The organism is Denitraticella aggregata (genome assembly GCF_048158365.1).
GTDB lineage: Bacteria > Pseudomonadota > Gammaproteobacteria > Burkholderiales > Rhodocyclaceae > Azoarcus_F.
Map to the genome: position 1 here is coordinate 329,604 of NZ_JBLLNL010000001.1, position 20,337 is coordinate 349,940.

The 20,337-nt window shown below is 65.7% G+C and carries 21 protein-coding genes; 15 read left to right on the plus strand and 6 right to left on the minus strand.

Features of this window, described 5'->3' with window-relative positions; all coding sequences use genetic code 11:
- Positions 1-203 precede the first annotated feature (203 nt).
- Positions 204-1,862 carry a choice-of-anchor I family protein gene (locus ACKVEX_RS01570; RefSeq protein WP_473213921.1) on the plus strand — a complete coding sequence of 553 codons (1,659 nt, stop codon included), beginning with the start codon at positions 204-206 and terminating at the stop codon, positions 1,860-1,862.
- A gap of 110 nt (positions 1,863-1,972) precedes the next feature.
- On the opposite strand, the gene ACKVEX_RS01575 is transcribed toward ACKVEX_RS01570, so the two are convergent.
- From ACKVEX_RS01575 to ACKVEX_RS01600, 6 genes are all read right to left on the minus strand, one after another.
- Positions 1,973-2,983: a 2OG-Fe(II) oxygenase family protein gene (locus ACKVEX_RS01575; protein ID WP_473213922.1), complete on the minus strand. Its 1,011-nt coding sequence runs from the start codon at positions 2,981-2,983 to the stop codon at positions 1,973-1,975.
- A gap of 105 nt (positions 2,984-3,088) precedes the next feature.
- A complete protein-coding gene (locus ACKVEX_RS01580; RefSeq protein WP_473213923.1) occupies positions 3,089-5,149 on the minus strand; it encodes a PhoX family protein in 2,061 nt (686 codons plus the stop codon).
- Between the two features lie 179 nt (positions 5,150-5,328).
- On the minus strand, positions 5,329-5,670 hold the full coding sequence (locus ACKVEX_RS01585) for an ArsR/SmtB family transcription factor (protein ID WP_473213924.1): 342 nt from the start codon (positions 5,668-5,670) through the stop codon (positions 5,329-5,331).
- Positions 5,671-5,741: 71 nt separating this feature from the next.
- Positions 5,742-7,538, minus strand: a complete 1,797-nt coding sequence (gene arsA, locus ACKVEX_RS01590; RefSeq protein ID WP_473213925.1) for an arsenical pump-driving ATPase — start codon at positions 7,536-7,538, stop codon at positions 5,742-5,744.
- A 19-nt stretch (positions 7,539-7,557) separates the two neighbouring features.
- On the minus strand, positions 7,558-7,920 hold the full coding sequence (gene arsD / locus ACKVEX_RS01595) for an arsenite efflux transporter metallochaperone ArsD (protein ID WP_473213926.1): 363 nt from the start codon (positions 7,918-7,920) through the stop codon (positions 7,558-7,560).
- A gap of 30 nt (positions 7,921-7,950) precedes the next feature.
- Positions 7,951-8,430, minus strand: a complete 480-nt coding sequence (locus tag ACKVEX_RS01600) for an arsenate reductase ArsC (protein WP_473213927.1) — start codon at positions 8,428-8,430, stop codon at positions 7,951-7,953.
- 225 nt (positions 8,431-8,655) lie between these two features.
- Between ACKVEX_RS01600 and phnF the strand changes: the two genes are divergently transcribed.
- The 14 genes from phnF to ACKVEX_RS01670 all read left to right on the plus strand — a co-directional run bounded on the left by phnF (position 8,656) and on the right by ACKVEX_RS01670 (position 20,325).
- Positions 8,656-9,384, plus strand: a complete 729-nt coding sequence (phnF, locus tag ACKVEX_RS01605) for a phosphonate metabolism transcriptional regulator PhnF (RefSeq protein WP_473213928.1) — start codon at positions 8,656-8,658, stop codon at positions 9,382-9,384.
- 50 nt (positions 9,385-9,434) lie between these two features.
- Entirely contained in the window at positions 9,435-10,385 is a 951-nt protein-coding gene (locus tag ACKVEX_RS01610; protein WP_473213929.1) for a phosphate/phosphite/phosphonate ABC transporter substrate-binding protein, read from the plus strand.
- Between the two features lie 83 nt (positions 10,386-10,468).
- Entirely contained in the window at positions 10,469-11,281 is an 813-nt protein-coding gene (gene phnC / locus ACKVEX_RS01615; protein ID WP_473213930.1) for a phosphonate ABC transporter ATP-binding protein, read from the plus strand.
- A 10-nt stretch (positions 11,282-11,291) separates the two neighbouring features.
- A complete protein-coding gene (phnE, locus tag ACKVEX_RS01620; RefSeq protein ID WP_473213931.1) occupies positions 11,292-12,320 on the plus strand; it encodes a phosphonate ABC transporter, permease protein PhnE in 1,029 nt (342 codons plus the stop codon).
- A 12-nt stretch (positions 12,321-12,332) separates the two neighbouring features.
- Positions 12,333-12,824, plus strand: a complete 492-nt coding sequence (gene phnG / locus ACKVEX_RS01625; RefSeq protein ID WP_473213932.1) for a phosphonate C-P lyase system protein PhnG — start codon at positions 12,333-12,335, stop codon at positions 12,822-12,824.
- Between the two features lie 10 nt (positions 12,825-12,834).
- Positions 12,835-13,401 (plus strand): phosphonate C-P lyase system protein PhnH, encoded by a 567-nt coding sequence (phnH, locus tag ACKVEX_RS01630; RefSeq protein WP_473213933.1) that lies wholly within the window; start codon positions 12,835-12,837, stop codon positions 13,399-13,401.
- Positions 13,401-14,522 carry a carbon-phosphorus lyase complex subunit gene (locus ACKVEX_RS01635; RefSeq protein ID WP_473213934.1) on the plus strand — a complete coding sequence of 374 codons (1,122 nt, stop codon included), beginning with the start codon at positions 13,401-13,403 and terminating at the stop codon, positions 14,520-14,522. Before phnH ends, ACKVEX_RS01635 begins: the two co-directional genes overlap by 1 nt.
- Positions 14,519-15,424: an alpha-D-ribose 1-methylphosphonate 5-phosphate C-P-lyase PhnJ gene (locus tag ACKVEX_RS01640; RefSeq protein WP_473213935.1), complete on the plus strand. Its 906-nt coding sequence runs from the start codon at positions 14,519-14,521 to the stop codon at positions 15,422-15,424. The genes ACKVEX_RS01635 and ACKVEX_RS01640 overlap by 4 nt, the downstream gene beginning before the upstream one ends.
- On the plus strand, positions 15,421-16,251 hold the full coding sequence (locus ACKVEX_RS01645) for an ATP-binding cassette domain-containing protein (protein WP_473213936.1): 831 nt from the start codon (positions 15,421-15,423) through the stop codon (positions 16,249-16,251). The genes ACKVEX_RS01640 and ACKVEX_RS01645 overlap by 4 nt, the downstream gene beginning before the upstream one ends.
- Before the next feature lie 9 nt (positions 16,252-16,260).
- On the plus strand, positions 16,261-16,983 hold the full coding sequence (gene phnL, locus ACKVEX_RS01650) for a phosphonate C-P lyase system protein PhnL (protein ID WP_473213937.1): 723 nt from the start codon (positions 16,261-16,263) through the stop codon (positions 16,981-16,983).
- Complete coding sequence (locus ACKVEX_RS01655; protein ID WP_473213938.1) at positions 16,983-18,137, plus strand: alpha-D-ribose 1-methylphosphonate 5-triphosphate diphosphatase; 1,155 nt, start codon at positions 16,983-16,985, stop codon at positions 18,135-18,137. Before phnL ends, ACKVEX_RS01655 begins: the two co-directional genes overlap by 1 nt.
- A gap of 9 nt (positions 18,138-18,146) precedes the next feature.
- Positions 18,147-18,716 (plus strand): phosphonate metabolism protein/1,5-bisphosphokinase (PRPP-forming) PhnN, encoded by a 570-nt coding sequence (gene phnN, locus ACKVEX_RS01660; protein WP_473213939.1) that lies wholly within the window; start codon positions 18,147-18,149, stop codon positions 18,714-18,716.
- Complete coding sequence (phnP, locus tag ACKVEX_RS01665) at positions 18,707-19,474, plus strand: phosphonate metabolism protein PhnP (protein ID WP_473213940.1); 768 nt, start codon at positions 18,707-18,709, stop codon at positions 19,472-19,474. Before phnN ends, phnP begins: the two co-directional genes overlap by 10 nt.
- The gene (locus ACKVEX_RS01670) at positions 19,471-20,325 is read left to right on the plus strand and encodes an EamA family transporter (RefSeq protein ID WP_473213941.1); all 855 of its coding nucleotides are present in this window, start codon (positions 19,471-19,473) and stop codon (positions 20,323-20,325) included. Before phnP ends, ACKVEX_RS01670 begins: the two co-directional genes overlap by 4 nt.
- The last annotated feature ends 12 nt before the right edge of the window (positions 20,326-20,337 follow it).

Below are 20,337 nucleotides of genomic sequence, written 5' to 3' on the forward strand. Positions count from 1 at the left end.
TAGGGTCACGGGAGCATCCGCGGCCTGCGCCAATGGGGCCGACCCACTGGAGACGGCACGCGGGTTGGCACGAAGTGTTGCATTTCAGTGTGACGTTCATGTTTCAGCCGCGACGTTTCGCAGGAAAACCGACACGGAAACGTCATCGCCGTGAAACAGGCGCCCCCGATAGTCGCAGTTTTTGCCACGACAGGGGATAGACCATGCACGACAAGAAGTTTCTCCGTAACGCGATCGCGGCCGGCATCGTCGCGCTGTGCTCGGCTGGCAGCATGCAGGCCGTCGCTCAGGTGACGCCTTTCCAGCTCGACATTACGCCGATCGGCAGCTATGCGTCGGGCGTGTTCGATCAGTCCGCGGCCGAGATCGTTGCGCACGACCCGCAGAGCCAGCGCCTGTTCGTCGTGAATGCGCAGAGCGGCCAGATCGATGTGCTCGATGCGCGTGTGCCGAGCGCGCTGGTCAAATTGTTCAGTATCGATCTGGCGGAGTACGGCAATACGGTCAATAGTGTCGACGTGCGCGAGGGACTGGTCGTGGCGGCGGTCGAAGCCGAGGAGAAGACCGACCCGGGCATGGCGGTATTCACCGACATCGACGGCAACGTGATCGCGGCGGTCGCGGTCGGCGCGCTGCCGGACATGGTCACGTTCACGCCGGACGGCAAGCGCGTGCTGGTCGCCAACGAGGGCGAGCCGAATATCGACTACAGCATCGATCCCGAAGGCTCGGTCAGCATCATCGACCTGCCGAGTGATGTCCGCACGCTGAACCAGGGGCATGTGCGCACCGCCGGCTTCACGCAGTTCAACGATGCCGAACTGGATGCTTCGATCCGCATCACCGGGCCGAATGCGACCGTCGCGCAGGACCTTGAGCCCGAGTACATCACCGTGTCGCCCGACTCACGCACGGCCTGGGTCGCGCTGCAGGAGAACAATGCGATCGGCATTCTCGACATCGAGGCGGGTGAATTCACCGCGCTGAAGGGGCTGGGTTTCAAGGACCACATGCTGCCGGGTAACGAACTGGATGTCAGTGATCGTGACAACGTGATCCGTATCGCGAACTGGCCGGTGTTTGGTGTGTACATGCCGGATTCGATCGCGAGCTACGAGTATCGCGGCCGCAACTACATCGTGACCGCGAACGAAGGCGATGCGCGCGAGTACGAGGGCTTCGCCGATGTGTCGCGCTACCGCGCTCTGAGCGGTAACACTCCGTTCTGTGCGGATTCGCCGCGCCTGACCACCTTCCTGGCCGATAATGAGGTCAATGTACAGACCGCTTCCGAGCTGCGCGATAACGCCAACATGGGCCGTCTGAACGTGCTCACCACCGAAGGCCTGCGTGCCGACGGCAGCTGCTACGAAGCGATCTACGCCTTCGGTGCGCGCTCGTTCTCGATCTACGATGAAGAGATCGAACAGGTCTATGACAGTGGTTCGGACTTCGAGCGGATCACCGCCGAGGCCTACCCGGAGTTCTTCAACTCCAACCACCGCCAGAACTCGTTCGAGACCCGCAGCGACGACAAGGGGCCGGAGCCCGAGGGCGTGACCGTGGCCAAGCTATGGGGCAGCACCTATGCCTTCGTCGGGCTGGAGCGGATCGGCGGCGTGATGATCTACGATATCACCGACCCGTATGCGCCGAGCTTCGTGCAGTACTTCAACAACCGCGACTTCGCGGCAGCGCCAGATACCGAAGCCGCGGGTGATCTCGGTGCAGAAGGCCTGATCGTGATCGAGGCCGCCAAAAGCCCGATCCCTGGGGTGCCGCTGCTGGTGGTCGCCAACGAGGTCAGCGGCACGACGACGGTGTTCCGCATCGACCGCGAGCGGCTGGTCGGTCGTCAGTAAGCCGTCGGGGTCTGTTTGACCCATCCCCACCCCATCCCTCCCCTTGAAGGGGAGGGCGCAGGGGCGCCGCAGTCGACCAGGCATCGCCCGCTGGCCTGCCGGTCGAATGTTTACCCTGCCGCCTCGTCGCCCCAAAGGAAGGTCAGCAACACATGCCGCCTGCCGCGGGTGACGTTGGTCGCCTCGTGCAGCAGCGCGCCCGAGAACACGATTGCGCTGCCGGCCTCCGGGCGGTACAGCGTGGCGCCGAACTCCGGGAAGGCGAGGCAACCGCCGTCGTAGTCATCGTCCAGATTCAGGCTCATCGCGAAACGTCGATGGCGCGCGTCGGGCGTGACGTTGTCGCGGTGGCGGCGGAAATAGCCGCCGGTGGCCGAGTCGTAGGCGACGATCTTGAAGCCTTCGAAGCGGGTCACAGTGTAGTTGAAGGCGGCGGCGATCGCAGGCAACACCCGGCGCGACATCGCGTCGGTGACCTCGGCGACCAGGTCGGGGTCGAGTAATCTGTGATCGCGGCGTTTCTTCGCGCGGTCGTCGGGGACCAGCTTCGGAGCACCATCGATCAGGCGGACCATGCCGCTTTCGGTATTGTCGGCAGCGTAGGCCGCAATCAGGCGGGCGCACAGGCCGGCATCGAGCACGTCGGGGAGTAACAGTACAGGTGCTGCGCCGCTTTGCACCACCGGCGGTGAGGACGGCGGCACCGGCTCGCGGGCGACCAGTCGGTCGAGTGCGTCGGCAACGGATTGCGGATTCGCGTTGTCGATCCGCTCGCGGAACCTCAGTTGCCGGTCGAGCAGCCAGGCGAGCGGCTCGTCATTACTCGAGTTCGTCAGTCCAAGCATGTCGGTCAGTCGGCCATGGTCCTGCATCGCGGCGATCGCGGCCGGGACCTTCGCGCTGCCTGCACCGGGCAGCAGCCCCAGCAGCGGGATCGCCTCACCTAATGCTGCGAAGGGTGAGAACGCGTCGGCTCGGTGCGCGAGCAGCAGAACGGCCGGGCGGCCGCAGTAGCGCTCATAGAAGGTCGTCAACATGCCGTCTTCGGGCGGCAGCAGGAACTCCGGGGCACGCTCGCCGGGTTTCGGCAGCGTCAATGCGGGGGTGGGCGGCGCAGTCATCGGTCCGGTTCTTCCAAAAGAAAAGGACCCGCATTGCAGCGGGTCCGGTCGTTCTGCCCGAGGCGGCCGCAGTGGCTGCGGCCGCCTCGGGACAATCGTCAGCGCTTACAGGCCGACCACGCCGCCATCTTCGCGGGTGATGACGATGGTCGAGGAGCGCGGACGCGGGCCCTTCGGATCGACCTGCACCGGTGCATCGCCCGGGTGGCGATAGACCGCACCGTTGTCCGGCCAGTTGCTGGTGAACTCGCCCGGCCGTGAGCGATCGCCCGGGTGCTGGAAGTTCGCGAACAGCGTCTTCCCGTCCGGCGTCGAGACCACACCGGAGGTCTCCTGGTTGAACGGACCGACCAGGAAGCGCTTGATCTCGCCGGTGATCGGGTTGGCCGCGAGCATGCCGTTCTCGCCGAAGTTGGTCCCGTTGATGCCCGCCTGCTGGTTGCCGCTCATGTCGGTCTGGATCCACAGAATGCCGTTCTGGTCGATCCACAGGCCGTCCGGGCTGGCGAAACGGTTGTTTTCGTCCAGCGCCGGGCCGTCCTGGGCCGGCAGGATCTGGCTGTCTTCTTCAGGCCCGCCGAGCACGAAGATGTCCCATTCGAACTTGGTCGCCCACGGGCGGTTACCTTCTTCGCGCCAGCGGATGATGTGGCCGTATGGGTTAGGCAGGCGGGGGTTGGCCGCATCGGTCTCGGTGCGCGAGGTGTTGTTGTTGGTCAGCGCGAAATACACCTCGTTGGTCTGCGGGTGCACCGTGCCCCATTCCGGACGGTCCATTTTGGTCGCCCCGACCACGTCGGCCGCGAGACGGGTGTTGACCAGCACGTCGGCCTGGCTGGTGAATTGCACGCCCTTTTCCAGCGCGGCGGCGAGGAAGGCCGGATCGTTGAAGTCCAGCGCACGCCATTCACCGCTGCCGTCGTCGTTGAACACGGCGACGTACAGCTTGCCATGGTCGAGCATGTCGCGGTCGACCCGGTTGGGATTCCAGCGGCCCTTGGTGACGAACTTGTAGATATATTCGTTACGGGCGTCGTCGCCGGAGTAGAACGCGAGGGGCTGGCCGTTTTGCGGGGTGGCGAAAGCGCAGGCCTCGTGGGCGAAGCGGCCCATTGCGGTGCGTTTCTTGGGTGTGCTGGTCGGATCGAACGGGTCGATCTCGAGGATCCAGCCGTGGCCGTTGACTTCGTTGCGATAGTCTTCGGTCGCGCTGGCGCCGCTCGGGGTGACGTTGAAGCGCTCGTACGCGTCGCCGGCGACGGTGTCCCAGAGATAGCGGCTGGTAGAGGTGCGAACGCCGTAGCGGCTCTGCTCGCGAGGACGCGGGCTGCGGTTGACGAAGTAGCCCGCCCAGTTCTCCTCGCAGGCGAGGTAGGTGTCCCACGGGGTATGGCCGTTGCCGCAGTTGTTGATCGTGCCGCGGGCCATCGTGCCGTCGGGGCTGTGCTTGGTCTTGACGAAGTCCGAGCCGCGCACCGGGCCGGCGATCTCGCACGGCGTGCCGGCGGTGATGCGGCGGTTGTAATCGCCGCGGACCACATCCCATTCCCCATTGGTGCGCTTGATCTCGACTAAGGTCACGCCATGGGCCGCGATCTCCTTGCGCACTTCGTCCTGCGGGCGGGTGTTGTTGTCCGTGGTCGGGCCGTTCGCATGCAGTACACGCTGATCTACATACTCATGGTTGATGCACAGGATGCCGTGGCCGTTCGGGTCTTCCGCCATCGGGAAATAGTGGAGCCCGTCGTGGTGCGAGCCGACCTGTTGTTCCTGGTCCTCGCCGCTGTTGCCGTTGACGCCGTCGAAGGCCGGGTAGCTGCCGGTGATCGGCGTACCCCAGGAGGCCAGCGCCTGCGCCTTGTAGCCGTGCGGCACGGTGGCGGTGTCGGAGCGGACCACCGGGATCGCGTCGAAGCTCAGGGTCGGGTTCAGGCCGAAAGCGGCGTTACCGGCGGCGACCGGCGGCAGGAAGCCGGTGCGCGCCATCGCGGCGACCGGGGCGGTCGCGAACGCGCCGACGACGGCTGCGCTGAGCGACGTGCGCATCATGTCGCGGCGGGAGAAACGACGCTCCAGGATGGAGGCGAAGGTCGGATTGCTGGAATCGTTGGACGGCAGTTCGTCGCCGTTGTCGGCGAGCATCAGCTCGAGGGAATTGTCTTTCATCGCAGTGGATCTCCTGTCGATGTGTCGTTGAGGAGCGCCAAAGATAGAAGAGCCGGGTTACAGGCCGGTGAAGATTTCGTGGACAATTTTTTTCGAGCCGCCGGGCCGGCCCGGGGTGATGACGGCTCGGGCGGCCACGCCGGGTCCTGCGCCAGGCCGGATCGGTGCGGGGTTCGCGCTCAGCGGTGCCGGACCGGCACGCACGGGGGGATTGTCGCGTCGATGCACTGTTCCGGCGCGCCGGTGCAGCATTCTGCGGTCAGGTAGTCGATCAGATCGTGCATCAGCGCCATGTTGGCGCGGTAGCGCTGGAAGCGCCCCTCCTGTTCGGCCGACACCAGGCCGGCGTGGGTGAGCGCCTTGAGGTGGAAGGACATGTTCGTGGGCGGCACGGCCAGATTGGCCGCAATGTCGCCCGCCACCATGCCTTCCGGCCCCATGCGGACCAGCAGTCGGAACACGTCCAGGCGGATGCCGGAGGACAGGGATTCGAAGATCGTAAGGGCTACGGGCCTTTCCATGGTTCAAGCCCGCCAGGGTTCGGGAAGGCCGACATCGACCACAAGCCGGATTCGCAGGGGCCGAGGCATGGTCAAACGCCAGACCCGGTTGCAAGCCTGGTCGCCGCGATCATTTCGCGCAATCGGTCGGCGCCGACAGGTTCGTGCGCGAGCAGTGGCACGACCGCATGGCGGCTGGCGTGCTCATTCACGACCGCTGCGATCTCGCGCAACTCGTTGGTGGCGCGGCGGCGTAGCAATGGCGAGCCGGCGTGGGCGGCGGACACGCTGTTGTTGATGATCCAGGCCCAGGGCTCGATGCCGGCGCGGCGCAGGTCGGCCTGCAGCGCGGCGGCCTCGAGTACCGGCGTGGTCTCGGCCAGTGTGACGATGAGCACCTTGGTCTGCTTCGGGTTCTGCAACTGCATCATCGGGGTGGTGAAGTTCATGCCCTTGCTGCCCATCTGGCGGGCGATCTCGCGATGATAGGCGCCTGTGGCGTCGAGCAGCAGCAGTGTGTGACCGGTCGGTGCGGTGTCCATGATCACGAACTTGCGTCCGGCCTCGCGAATGATGCGCGAGAAGGCCTGGAACACCGCGATCTCCTCGGTGCAGGGCGAGCGCAGATCTTCCTCGAGCAGCGCGCGGCCCTGATCGTCCAGGTCCTTGCCCTTGGTCGCGAGCACATGCTGGCGGTAGCGCTCGGTTTCGGCATGGGGGTCGATGCGGCTGACTTCGAGCCCCGGAAACGCGCCGTCCAGGGCTTCGGCGAGGTGCGCGGCCGGGTCGGAAGTGGTGAGATGGACCGGAAGGCCACGGCTGGCGAGCTCCACCGCAATCGCGGCGGCGAGCGTGGTCTTGCCGACGCCACCCTTGCCCATCAGCATGACCAGACCGTGGCCGTCCGCAGCGATGCCATCGACCAGTTCGGCCAGCGCCGGGGCGTCGGCGGTGGGGACGGGCGAGTCGTCGCCGTCCGGCAGCGGCTGCTCGCGCAACAGGCCGCGCAGCGCGTCGATGCCGACCAGGTTGAAGGGTTTGAGTGCCAGTTCGTCGCGAGGCAGGCTGCGCAGCACGTCCGGCATGGCGGCCAGCGCGGCCTGCTCGCGACCATGGATCGCGACCGCGAGCGGGTCGGCACGGGCTTCGGCAGGCGGCAGGATGCCGTTGACGACGAGATGCTGCCGGGTCAGGCCGATGGCTGCGAGTTCCTCGTGGGTGCGGGCAACCTCGCGCAGACTGGCCTGCTGCGCGCGGGTGACAAGCACCAGGCGGGTCCGCGCCGCATCGGCCAGCGCATCGACCGCCGCCTTGTATTGGATGCGTTGCTTGTCCAGGCCGGCGAGCGGCCCGAGGCATGAAGCATCGCCCTTGCCCGCCTCGAGAAAACCGTTCCACGCGCCCGGCAGTTGCAGCAGGCGGATGGTATGGCCGGTGGGTGCGGTGTCGAACAGGATGTGATCGTACTTGCGGGTGAGCTCGGAGTCGGTGAGCAGCGCGGTGAACTCGTCGAACGCGGCGATTTCGGTGGTGCAGGCGCCGGACAGCGACTCCTCGATACCCTTGACGACATCGTCCGGCAACACGCCGCGCACCGGGCCGACCAGACGCTCCCGGTAGTCGCGGGCGGCCGCTTCGGGGTCGATCTCGAGTGCGAAGAGATTCGAGACTGCCGGGATGGAGGTAATGTGGTTGCCGATGGTGACGCCGAACACCTGACCGACATTGGAGGCGGGATCGGTGCTGACCAGCAGCACCTTGTTGCCTGCTTCGGCCAGTTCGATCGCACTGGCGCATGCGATGGATGTCTTGCCGACTCCGCCCTTGCCGGTGAAGAACAGGAAGCGCGGAGCATGCGCAAGAAATAGGGGTGTGGGCGTCGCGATCATGTTGGAGTCTCCGTGCCGTTCAGCCGCAGCGGCCACCGGAGCAACAGCCCGAGGCCGCCGCGGTTTCGGCTGTCGGTACTGCGAGGCCGGCCCACCGAACAAGCTCGCTGCGCTTCGGGTAACGTCCGGCCAGCGCGACGCCGCCGTCCACCAGCGTCAGCGGCAATGCCTCCTGGCCGGCGCGCTCTAGAAAACCCTTGACGATTTCATTCTCTGCGAACGCAAGAGGCTGCTGCGCGAGGTTGAAGCGTTCTATGGTGGCGCCCTGGGACCTGGCCCAGTCGACGTCGGCCGCGAAAGTGACCAGTGCCTGGTCGACGTCTGCGCCGCACACGCCGCTGCTGCAGCACAGCGAGGGGTCGAAGATCTGGATGTTTGCCATTTTGAGGGTTTCCTTTGAAAAGCGTGAATGTCAGACGGTCAGATTGCCGATGCGGTCGAGTTCGGCCTTAAGACGCTTGCGGTCGTGCTCGAGCTCGGTCAGCGACAGCGCGAGCAGCGTTTCGATGCGGGCGCGCAGGATGCGGTAGGCATTCACGAAGGCCGCGTCGATGTCGGCTTCGGTGCCGGTGGCATGGGCCGGGTCGTCCACACCCCAGTGGCTGCGCAGCACCGGTCCGAGATAGGCCGGGCAGGCTTCGCCGGCCGCGCTGGCACACACGGTGATGACGATGTCCGGTGTCAGCGGCAGGTCGCCCCATGACTTGCTGTGGAGACCCTCGGTGGCGATGCCCTCGCGCTGCAGCAAGGCGAGCGAACGCGGATGGACCTGGCCGGTGGGCTGACTCCCGGCACTGATGGCGCGCCATCCATTGGGCGCCAGATGGTTGAAAGTGGCCTCGCCGAGAATCGAGCGGCACGAGTTACCGGTGCAGAGAAAGAGGACGTTCATGGATGCGAGCGGGAAGCTCAGAATCGATTAGTTCAATAATACAACGATTATTGAATTGGATGTTGTTTCCGCTATGGGCGAACCGTGCTCGAGCGCGTTTCAGGTGCATCGGGCGGTCGGCGACGTTTTGTAATGTTCAGTCGTCACACAAGCTTCATTGCACCGTCACAGACGATGATTAGGATGCCGGTCATCCAGTCATCTAGACAGCTATGCAGGCCCGTCATGAGTCTTTATTTGCTCGACCGCGAATCCGGAACCGCCATCTACGCTCAGATCGCGCGGCAGCTCGAGAAGGAGGTGCGCGACCAGCAGGCGCCGGGTGACTGCCTGCCCTCGGAAGGCGCACTGGCCGCGCGTTTCGGTGTCAATCGCCACACCCTGCGACGGGCTGTGGATGAGCTGGTCGAGGCGGGCCTGCTCGAGCGCCGTCACGGTCTTGGTGTGTTCGTGCTCGATACCCAGTGGGATTATCAGATCGGCAAGGGCACCCGCTTCACCGAGAACCTCGCCTTGCTCGGCCTGACCGCTGAGAACCGCATCTTGCGTGCCCAAACCATCGAAGCCTCTCCCAGTGTGGCCGCGCGGCTGGCGATTGCGGCCGGCGCCAAGGTGCATTGGCTGGAGACGCTGCGCTTGGCCGACCAGCGGCCAGTGTGTGTGATCTCCCACTTCGTGCCGGCGACACGGTTCCCGGATTTGCGGCAGCGCTTCGAGAGTGGGTCGCTGCATGCAGTGTTGAAGGCCGATTACGGCTGCAGCCTGAGACGTACCGAAAGCCTGGTGACCGCGGTGCTCCCGCAAGGGGACGACGCAAGGCTGCTGGCAATGCCGCAGAACCGACCGGTGCTGCGGGTCAAGAGCATCAACGTGGACGAGCGGGACGACACCCCGGTCGAATACGCGATCACCCGGTTCCGCGCAGACCGGATCCAACTGCGCATCACCCCCTGAAGGTCTCGCAAACCTCGCCCTTTGTCATGCCTCTCACAGGAGCTCAAGCAATGTACCTGAAACAATCCATCCGTCGCAAACTGCTGACCGTCGCCATCGCCGGTCTCGCCGCAATTACCCTGCCCTTTGCCGTACAGGCCCAACAGAACGACGGCAGTACCGCCAAACCCTTGCGTGTGGTGCTGGTGCCGGCTGACGGCGGTACCGAGGACGGCACCCGGAAGGACTTCCAGCCGATCTTCACCGCGATCGAACAAGCCACCGGGCTCAAGTTCGATCTGACTGTCGGCCAGAGTTACGGCAGCGTGGTCGAAGCCATGTGCGGTGGTGCGGCTGATATCGCCTGGTTTGGCCCTGCGACCTACCTGCAAGCCAAGGCACGTGATTGCGCCGAGTTGCTTGCGATGGCCGTGCGCAAAGGAGATTCGGTCTATTACTCTGGCATCTTCGCCCGTGCCGACAGTGGCGTGACCGACGTAGCCAGCCTCAAGGGCAAGAAAGTTGCGCTGGGGGATATCAACTCCACCTCGAGCTTCGCGGTGCCGGTAGCGATGATGATGACGGCGGGTGTCAATCCGACTGGGGATCTCGGTAATATCAACCTCGCAGGCAGTCATGCCAACGTGTTATTGGCGCTGTCCGAAGGTCTGGTCGATGCCGGCGGCGCCTCCTTCGACTCCTTCGAGAAGGCGGTCAATGCCGGGAGCATCGACCCCGCAACAGTCAAGGTGGTGGCCAAGAGCGCACCGATCCCGTATCCGCCGCTGGCGATTCACCCGGCCGTCGATGCCAGCGTCAAGTCCAGCCTGCGTGATGCCTTCAACCGGGTCGACAGCCTGCCCGGGATCACCAAGGACCAGATTCGCGGTTACGGCGGCGGCAAGGTCGATGGTTACACCGCCAATGTCAGCGAACAGGAGATGGCCAGTGCCGGCCAGATGTTCGAGCTGGTCACCGACCAGATCAAGCAGGACATCATGAGAAAGGCCAGCGCCCGCTGAGCGTTTCTAAATCGCAATGCAAAACGACACGCCGCGCCGCGTGGCACGGTCGTGTCTTGCCCACGTAACAAGGAGAACGCGACATGATTCGCTTCGAATCCCTGCGCAAGGTGTGGCCCGACGGTACCGTGGCCATGGACGAAATCAGCCTCGAGGTGCCGCAAGGTCAGTTCTGCGTGATCCTCGGCCCGTCCGGAGCCGGCAAATCGACGCTGCTGCGCGCGGTCAATGGCCTCACGCGGCCGACCGCTGGCCGCGTGATGATTGACGACATCGAGCTCAATCCCCGCACTCAGCGCGAACTGCGCCAGCGCGTGGCGATGATCCACCAGCACTTCAACCTCACCAACCGCATGAGCGTGGCCGGCAATGTGTTGGCCGGTCTGCTGCCGACGGTGTCAACCGTACGGGCACTGTCGGGCTGGTTCCGTGCCGAACAGCGTGTCAAGGCGTGCCAGCTGCTCGAGCGCGTCGGCTTGTTGCCGATGCATCTGACGCGACGTGCTGGCGATCTGTCCGGGGGGCAGCAGCAGCGCGTGGGCATCGCCCGTGCCTTCATGCTCGACCCCGAAGTGGTGCTCGCCGACGAGCCGGTCGCGAGCCTGGACCCGAAGATCTCCGCCGACATCCTGACGCTGATTCGTGATGCCGCTCGCGAACGGGGTGCCACAGTGTTGTGCAGCCTGCACCAGGTGGATCTGGCGCGCGAGTTTGGCGATCGTATCGTCGGCATGCGCGACGGCAAGGTGGTGTTCGACGGCACGCCGGCGGAGTTTTCTGACGAGCGCGTCGAGGCGCTCTATCACGGCGCGCATTGGGAAGATGCCCCTGCCGCGGACGATGATGAAGCCTGCGCGCTGCCGCCGGCAGGCATGGTCGAGCTGAGCGCGGCCTGAGGATATGGACATGATGACGAACCGACCCATACCTTTGCCGCCGCAGGGGGCACAGCTTCGCTGGCATCTGGACGCGCCTTACAACTGGCGTCATGCGCTGGTTGTGCTGATGGTTTTCGCGCTTTTGATGTTCACCGGTCAACGCACCGAGATGGATCGCATGGTGGGCATGACGGCTGCTGCCGTGGGCAACCTCATCGGCGTGGTGGATGACTCGCAGGTGGTGCGCGGCCTGACCCGTGTCGGCAATGCGATGTGGCCGCCGGCCATCGCCGAGGTCGAGGAGGTGAACCGCCTGCCCGGGCTCGACCGTGAGCGCCTCGGCCTGCTCGAACGCATCGAGACGATCGAACGCGTCGAGCAGCGGCTCAACACCGAGACCTTGCAACTGGAGGCTCATGTCGACGAAGTCGAGGTGTTGATCCGACCGCTCGGCTATGTCTGGACCGTATTCGTGAAGATGATCGAGACGCTGGAGATCGCGCTCTGGGGCACGATCCTGTCGGTGCTGCTGTCGATTCCACTGGCGTATTTCGCGGCACGCAACTACAGCCCCAACCGCTTTACCTACAACGCCGCGCGTGGCTTCGTCAGTGCGCTGCGCTCGATGCCCGAGCTCATCGTTGCGTTGTTCCTGGTGCTGGCCTACGGTTTCGGCCCGATTGCCGGGGTGCTCGCGCTCGGTCTGCATGCCGCCGGCTTTCTCGGCAAGTTCTACGCCGAAGACATCGAGAACGCCGACAAGAAGCCGCAGGAGGCACTGGAAGCCATCGGCGCCGGCAAGATCAAGACCCTGTGGTATGGCGTGCTGCCGCAGGTGGTGCCGCAATACATCGCCTATACCGCCTATATCCTGGACCGTAACCTGCGCATGGCGACCGTCGTCGGTCTGGTCGGCGCGGGCGGTATCGGCCAGGAACTCAAGGGCCGCTTCGACCTGTTCCAGTACGACCATGTGATGACGATCCTGATTGCGATCTTCCTGTTCGTGTTCGTGCTCGACCAGGTCCAGGCCCGCATCCGCGGCAAGCTGATTTAAGGAGTCACGGACATGACACGTTTCGATGAAATGACCGCCGCACCCGCTGCGCGCGGCCAGTGGTTGCGCCTGTGGTCGGCCCTGCCGGCAGCTGCGATACAGCAGGTTGCCAGGCCGCTGGCGCAGCACTACGCGGCCGAGGATCTGGCGTTGGCCGAGTCCGGTCTCGGCCTGTTGCCGGTGAATGACAGCGCGCTGGGCGACACCTACTTTGTCGGTGAAGTGCCGCTTGCCCGTGCCCATGTGCGGTTGCGCGCCGAAGACGGTGCCACCGCCGAAGGTGCCGCGGTGCTGATCGACGACCGCGCCCGTCTGGCGCGTGCGCTGGCGGTGCTGGATGCCGTGTGTGCTGCGCGTTGGCCAGGTTGCGAGGCGGCTGACGCGCTGCTCGAGCAAGGGCGGTCCGCGCTGACCGAGCAGGACAGGATGCGCAAGGCGATTCTCGCTGCGACGCGGGTGGATTTCGCGCTGCTCGGCGCGGTCGAGGACGACGAAGATGAATGAGGAGATCAACATGGCGACTGCCGATACAGCCACGCTCGAAGCTTGGCATCCGTCGCGCCAGCAAAAAGCCTTCCGCACCCTGATGGAAGCCTTCTCCTATCCGGGCCGGGTGTGCGAATTGACCGAAGCGGGTGACCCAGCGCGCATGTTGCTGCTGGCGACACTGGTAGATGGCGCATGCACGCTGGCCGATGCCATGGCGGCGTTGAGCGCCGACGACTGGCGTCGCCTCGGCGCCCGCGGCGCGACCGTCGAGCAGGCGCAATTCGTGCTCGCGCGCGGCGACGCCCCGCTGGACGATACGCCTCGCCTCGGCACCCTGGAATGCCCCGAGCAGGGCGCCACCGTCATCCTGCAGGTCGCGGATTTCGACGATGGTGCGAAGCTCACCCTGGATGGCCCCGGTGTCCGCGCCACGCACACGCTGCGGGTGGCCGGTGTCGATCCCGCCTGGTGGCAGCAGCGTGCCGAGTGGAACTGCCAGTTTCCGATGGGCGTGGACCTGATCCTGCTCGCCGGGCACCGCATCGTAGCGCTGCCGCGCACGACGCGCATCATATTCAAGGAGACCAACTGATGGGTTACGTTGCCATCAAGGGCGGTGGCAAGGCCATCGCCGGTGCCGAGGCCGCGCTTGAGGCCTTGCGCTGCGCCGAAGGCGCGCAGGGCACGCCGCTGGCGCTGGACGCGATCGAAAACCAGTTGCGCCTGCTGACCTCGCGCGTGATATCCGAAGGTGGGCTGTACCACCCCCGGCTCGCGGCGCTGGCGATCAAGCAGATGCAGGGCGACACGCTCGAGGCGGCATTCGCGTTGCGGGCCTACCGCTCCACCAAACCGCGCCTGCAGCAACTGCCGGTGCAGGACACCGCGCGCATGCGCGTGATCCGCCGCATCTCGAGCGCATTCAAGGATATCCCCGGTGGCCAGATGCTCGGCCCGACCACCGACTATGCGTTGCGCCTGATGCGGCTCGATCTGGCGCGCGAGTCGAGCGAGGATTTCCGCGCAGTGTCGCGGCGCTTTATGGACGATGTCGCCGACTGCGAGCTGCCGGATACTTTCCCCAAGGTGGTCGACGCGCTGCGCGCAGAGGGCTTGTTGCCACCGTTGGCGCGGCGTGCGCTGGCGCCGTTCGACATCACCCGCGACCCGCTGGTGTTTCCGGTGCCACGTTCGGCCGCGCTGGCGACCATGGCCCGTGCCGAGACCGGCTCGCTGCTGTCGATCGCGTATTCCAACATGCGTGGCTACGGCGACGTGCACCCCACCGTGGCCGAGTTGCGCGTCGGCTATCTGCCGGTGACGGTGCCGCACCCGGTGACCGGCGAGCCGATCGAAGCCGGCGAGGTGCTGATGACCGAATGCGAGGTGGTCGCGATGTACGAGGGCAGCGACAGCGATGCCCCGCCCACCTTCACACTCGGCTACGGCGCCTGCTTCGGCCACAACGAGGTCAAGGCGATCTCGATGGCGATTCTCGACCGCGCGCTGCAGAAAGGCATGCGCGACGGACCCACCAATCCGTCGGAAGACCCGGAGTTCGTGCTGCTGCATATCGACGGGGTCGACTCGATGGGCTTCGCCAGCCACTACAAGATGCCGCACTACGTGACCTTCCAGTCGGACATGGACCGGCTGCGCACCACGCAGGACAAGGCGGCTGTCCGTCAATCCACCGAACGAGGTGAGGCATGAATCCCGGCTATGACCTGCCGCTCGACGAGGCGGCCTACAGCTTCGGTTTTCTGGACGAATACGCCAAGCGCGAGGTGCGCCGCACCATCCTCAAGGCGATCTGCATCCCTGGCTACCAGACGCCCTACGCCTCGCGCGAAATGCCGATGGGCCGAGGCTTTGGCACCGGGGGGCTACAGCTCACGCTGTCGCTGATCGGTGCGGACGATACGCTCAAGGTCATCGACCAGGGCGCAGACGACTCGGTCAACGCGGTTAATCTGCGCCACTTCGTCGAGCTGACCTGTCCCGGCGTGGACACCACCGAGCACACCGCTGAGGCGACGCTGATCCAGTCGCGCCACCGCATCCCCGAGGTGCCGCTGACCGAGCAGCAGGTGTTGATCCTGCAGGTGCCATACCCCGATCCGCTGGTCGTGGTCGAGCCGTCCGAAGCCCGGCGCAAGGCCATGCACGGCGAGGGTGATTACTCGCGCCTGCTGACCAAGCTCTACGAGGATATCGTGCAGTTCGACGAGATTACGATCTCGCACCGCTACCCGACGCGCGTCGCAGGTCACTTCGTCATCGACCCGAGCCCGATCCCGCGTTACGACGTGCCGCGCCTGGCCGACAGTGCCGCGCTGGTGCTGCTCGGCGCCGGGCGCGAGAAAAAGATCTACGCGGTGCCGCCCTACACCCGCGCCGAGCCGCTGGTATTCGACGACGTGCCGTTCCGTACCGAGGATTTCCGCGACGCGAGCGGCGGGCGCCGTTGTTGCGAGCGCTGCGGCGCCGACGACAGCTTTCTCGACGAGTTCATCGACGACGCGGGCGAGCGCCATTGGCAATGCTCGGATTCCGATTACTGCAATTCACGGGTGGCCGAACATGAAGCCGCCGGCGAGGAGGTCGCGCCATGAAGAAGATCCTGGAAGTGCGTGCGCTGTCCAACTTCTACGGGCCCGGCTGTTCGGCCTGCGTCGAGCTGACCGGTCCGGATATGGACACCAACATCTGCCCGCAATGCGGCACCGTGGTGGCCAACCACGACATCAGCTTCGATCTGTTCGAAGGCGAGATACTCGGAATCATGGGCGAGTCCGGCAGCGGCAAGTCCACGGTGGTCAAGACCTTGTACTTCGACGAGACACCGACCGCCGGCGAGGCCATCTTCTTCGATGGCGAACGGCAATGGGACATGTTCGCGCTTAACGCCGCGCAGCAGCGCTGGCTGCGTAACCAGCGCTTCGGCATGGTGTATCAGAACCCGCACCTGGGGCTGAACTTCAACGTATCGGCCGGCGGCAACATCGCCGAGCGCCTGCTGATGAACGATCTCACCCACTACGGCGAAATCCGCGAGCGCGCCCGGCGTCTGCTGGCGCGCACCGAGGTGCTGGCCGACCGCATGGACGAGTCGCCGAAGAAGTTCTCCGGCGGCATGCAGCAGCGGGTTCAGATCGCCAAGGCGCTCGCCACCCAGCCGCCGCTGCTGTATCTGGACGAGGTGACCACCGGACTGGATCTGTCGGTGCAGGCACGCATCCTCGACCTGATCCTGGAGATCCAGCGGGAGCTCGGCACCGCGATGATCGTCGTCACCCACGACCTGGGCGTGATCCGGCTGCTGGCCGGACGCACCATCGTGATGAAGTACGGCCGCGTCATCGAGGCCGGGCTGACCGATCAGATTCTCGAAGACCCCCAGCACGCTTATACCCAGCGGCTGGTGGCCTCCGCCCTTTAAGGAGTCGCCATGCAAGCGCCCATTCTCAAGGTCGAAGGGCTGGTCAAGCAGTTCCAGCTTCACGACCAGCAAAAGCTCATCCCCTCCTGCGCCAATGTGGTGCTCGAGGTCTACGCCGGCCAGCTCACCGCGCTGGTCGGCCCTACCGGTGCCGGCAAGTCGTCGGTGCTCAAGGCGGTGTTCCGCACCTACCTGCCCACCGCGGGTCGCATGCTCTACCGCGACGAGCACGGGGCGGTCACTGATCTGGCCCAGGCCAGCGAGCACCGGATTCTAGAACTGCGTCGCCGCGATATCGGCTTCGTTACCCAGTTTTTGCACTGCCTGCCGCGCAAGTCGGCGACCGAGGTGGTCGCCGAACCGCTGGTGGTGCGCGGCGTCAGCCCCGATCTGGCGCAGGCCCGCGCACGTGACATGCTCGCGCGTCTGAACGTACCCGAACGCCTGTGGAGTGTGCCACCGGCGACCTTCTCCGGTGGCGAGAAGCAGCGGGTCAACCTCGCCCGTGGCCTGATCGCGCGTCCGCGTCTGCTGTTGCTCGACGAGCCCACCGCCAGCCTGGATCTGAACACCACCGACCGCGTCGTCGAGCTGTTGCAGTCGATCAAGGCCGAAGGTGTCGCGATGCTGGCGATTTTCCATCACCCCGATCTGGTCGAGCGACTGGCCGAACGCGTCGTGACGCTTTCGCCACCGCTCGCGAGCGACGCTTTGCTGGAGGCGTGTCACTGATGAAAGCCGTGTTACTGACCCATGCCCGCGTGGTATTCCCCGACGAGGTTCGCGACGACGTGGCGGTGCTGATCGAAGGCGGGCGGATCGCAGCGATCGATCCGGAAAGCACTGCCGGCGCCACCGAGATCGACCTTTCCGGCCGGGTGCTGATGCCGGGCATGATCGACCTGCACTGCGATGCGATGGAGAAGGAGGTGGAGCCGCGCCCCGGGGTGCATTTTCCGCTCGAGTTCGCCTGCGCCCAGGCCGACAAGCGCAACGCCGCTGCCGGCATCACCACCGTTTTCCACGCCCTGTCTTTCGCCAACCACGAGCTGGGGGTGCGCAACAACGCCTTCGCCGCCGAGATCGCGCGCGCGATTGGCGACTGGCAGGCGCATGCGCTGATCGACAACCGGGTGCATGTACGCTACGAGGTCACCGATGAAACTGCGCCGCCGGTGCTCTCGACGCTGTTACACGACGGTCACGCCCACCTGATGTCCTTCATGGACCACAGCCCGGGTCAGGGGCAGTTCCGCGACGTCGAGGCGTATCGGGCCTATCTGGCGAAAACCTACAAGACCGACTCGGCCGAGATCGACGACATCCTCGCGCGCAAGGCCGAGGCGGCCCAGGGGGCGATGCAGCGCATGCGGCAACTGGCGGCGCTTGCGAATGAGCGCGGCATCGCCATCGCCAGCCATGACGACGACAGTCCGCAAAAGGTGGATATCGTCAAGGCGCTGGGCGCGGTGGTGTCGGAGTTTCCGGTCAATCTGGAGACCGCCCAGGCGGCCCGTGCGCGGGGCCTGGCGACGCTGTTCGGCGCCCCCAACATCTTGCGCGGCAAGTCGCAGTCGGGCAACATGCGTGCGCTCGACGCGGTGCTGGCCGGGGTGGTCGACTGTCTGTGCGGTGACTATTCGCCGGCGGCACTGTTGCCGTCGGTGATGAGACTGCCGGATCTGGCCGGCATTCCGCTCAACGACGCGATCGCCTTGGTCACTGCCAACCCGGCGCGCGCGGCGGGTCTTCGCGACCGCGGCGAGATCGCGGTCGGCAAACGCGCCGACCTGGTCGCGGTCAGGACACTCGGGGGCCTGCCCCAGGCCGAGCGGGTGTGGTCGGCCGGCGTGCCGTCGCTGGGGCTGCACTTCGATCACGTCTGAGGGCCGACCATGAGCGAAGGAAGACTGATCTACGTCGTCGGCGCGTCGGGTAGCGGCAAGGACACGTTGATTACCTATGCGCGGGATCGTCTGGCGGGCGAGGCGGGCGTGTGTTTCGCGCACCGCTATATCACCCGGCCGGCCAACGCCGGGGGCGAGAACCACATGGCGCTGAGCCCCGCCGAGTTCGCCGCGCGTCGGGACAGTGGCCTGTTCGCGTTGCACTGGGGCAGTCACGGCCTGCACTACGGCATCGGCGTCGAGATCAACCAGTGGCTCGCCAGAGGTCTGACCGTGGTCGTGAACGGGTCCCGCGACTACCTGCTCGATGCCGCACGCCGCTACCCGGAACTCGAGCCGGTGACGATAGCCGTCTCGACCGGGGTGTTGCGTGATCGCCTGCTGGCGCGCGGACGCGAGACGCCTGACGAGATCGAGGCGAGGCTGGCGCGGCATGAGGCGATGCGCGAGCGTGCCTGGCCCGGGGTGGTGATCCATAACGACGGATCGGTGGAGCAGGCGGGCGAGGCCCTGGTCCGCCTGATCCGCGCGCGAGAGGGTGTGAGCGCATGCGTGTGACTTTTCTGGGCACTGGCGCGGCCGGCGGCGTGCCGCTTTATGGTTGCTGTTGTGAAGCCTGCTTTCGAGCACAGCGTGACCCAGGCTTCCAGCGCGCACCGTGCAGCGCGCTGATCGAGGCGGGCGACACCCGGGTGATGATCGACGCCGGGCGTATGGATCTGCATGAGCGTTTTCCTGCGGGCGCGCTGTCGGCAGTGGTGCTGACCCATTACCATGTGGATCATGTCCAGGGCCTGTTTCATCTGCGCTGGGGCGTGGGTGAGCGGATTCCGGTGTTCGGACCGCCCGACTCCGAAGGGTGCGCCGACCTCTACAAGCATCCCGGTCTGCTGGCCTTCGACACGGCGCGCAAGTTCGAACCGTTCGAGATTGGCGTGCTGCGCTTTACGCCCTTGCCGCTGATCCATTCCAGGCCCACGCTGGGCTATGCGATCGAGGGACCGGGCGGCGCGCGATTCGCCTACCTCACCGATACGCTCGGCTTGCCGCCACGCAGCAGCGACTTCCTGCGCGAATGGGAGGGCTTCGATCTCGCGCTGGACTGCAGCTTCCCGCCCCGTCCCGAGCCGCGAAACCACAACGACTGGCATACGGCCTGTCGGATTGCCGCCGAAGTCGGTGCGCGGCGCACCTGGCTGACCCATGTCGGGCATTCGCTGGACGCGTGGCACATGCGTCATGCGCCGGAAATGCCCGCCGGAATCGCGCTCGCCCGGGATGGGCTGAAGGTGGAAATCGCCGGTACGTCTTCGTGAGCGCAGGCTGGGCGCTTGCCGTATCGGTACTGATGCACGTCACGTGGAATCTGATCGCCCGTCAGCAGCCCCGGGCGTCGAATCCGCTGTGGTGGGTGCTGGCGGTGCATCTGGTGCTGGTCGCACCGTTCGGGGTGTGGGCCCTGGTCCAGCATGCCGAGTGGTCGCCGCGCCTGGTGGGTTTGCTCGCACTGTCGGCGACCGCCAACATGGTCTATTTCGCTGGACTCGCGCGGGCCTACGAGTATGCGCCGGTGGCGCTCGTCTATCCCCTGGTGCGTAGCTCGCCGCTGCTGATCGCGGTATGGGGCAGCGTCTTCTTCGGCCAGCATCTGCCGCCGTTGGCCTGGGCCGGCATTGCGGTCAGCGTCGCGGGGCTGTGGATCATGGCGTCGAGCGCGCGCGGTGGCGACGACCGTCGGGCGCTGCCCTCGGCGCTGCTGGCGATGCTCGCGACCAGCGTGTATTCGCTGAGCGACAAGGCGGCGACCGCGCAGATTCCGTCGTTCCTCGGCCTGATCGGTTTTCTGTCCGTGGGTTACACGGCGTCCTGGGCCTTTCTGGCCTGGACGGCCTACAGGCGATCCGGCCGCTGGATACCGGCAGAGCGACCCGGTGCGACGGCGATGCTGGTGGGCGGATTGTGCATCGGTCTGGCCTATGCGCTGGTGATCCACGCGATGCGCGAAATGACCGCAGCTGAGGCGGTGAGTTACACCAACGCTGGTATCGTGTTGGCCACGGTGTCCTCCATCGTGGTCTTTCATGAACATGCGGGCTGGCGCCGGCGGCTGGGTGGCGCACTGATCATCACCATCGGATTGGCGACGCTCGCGTTGGGACGGTCCTGAGCTTGGCGCGTC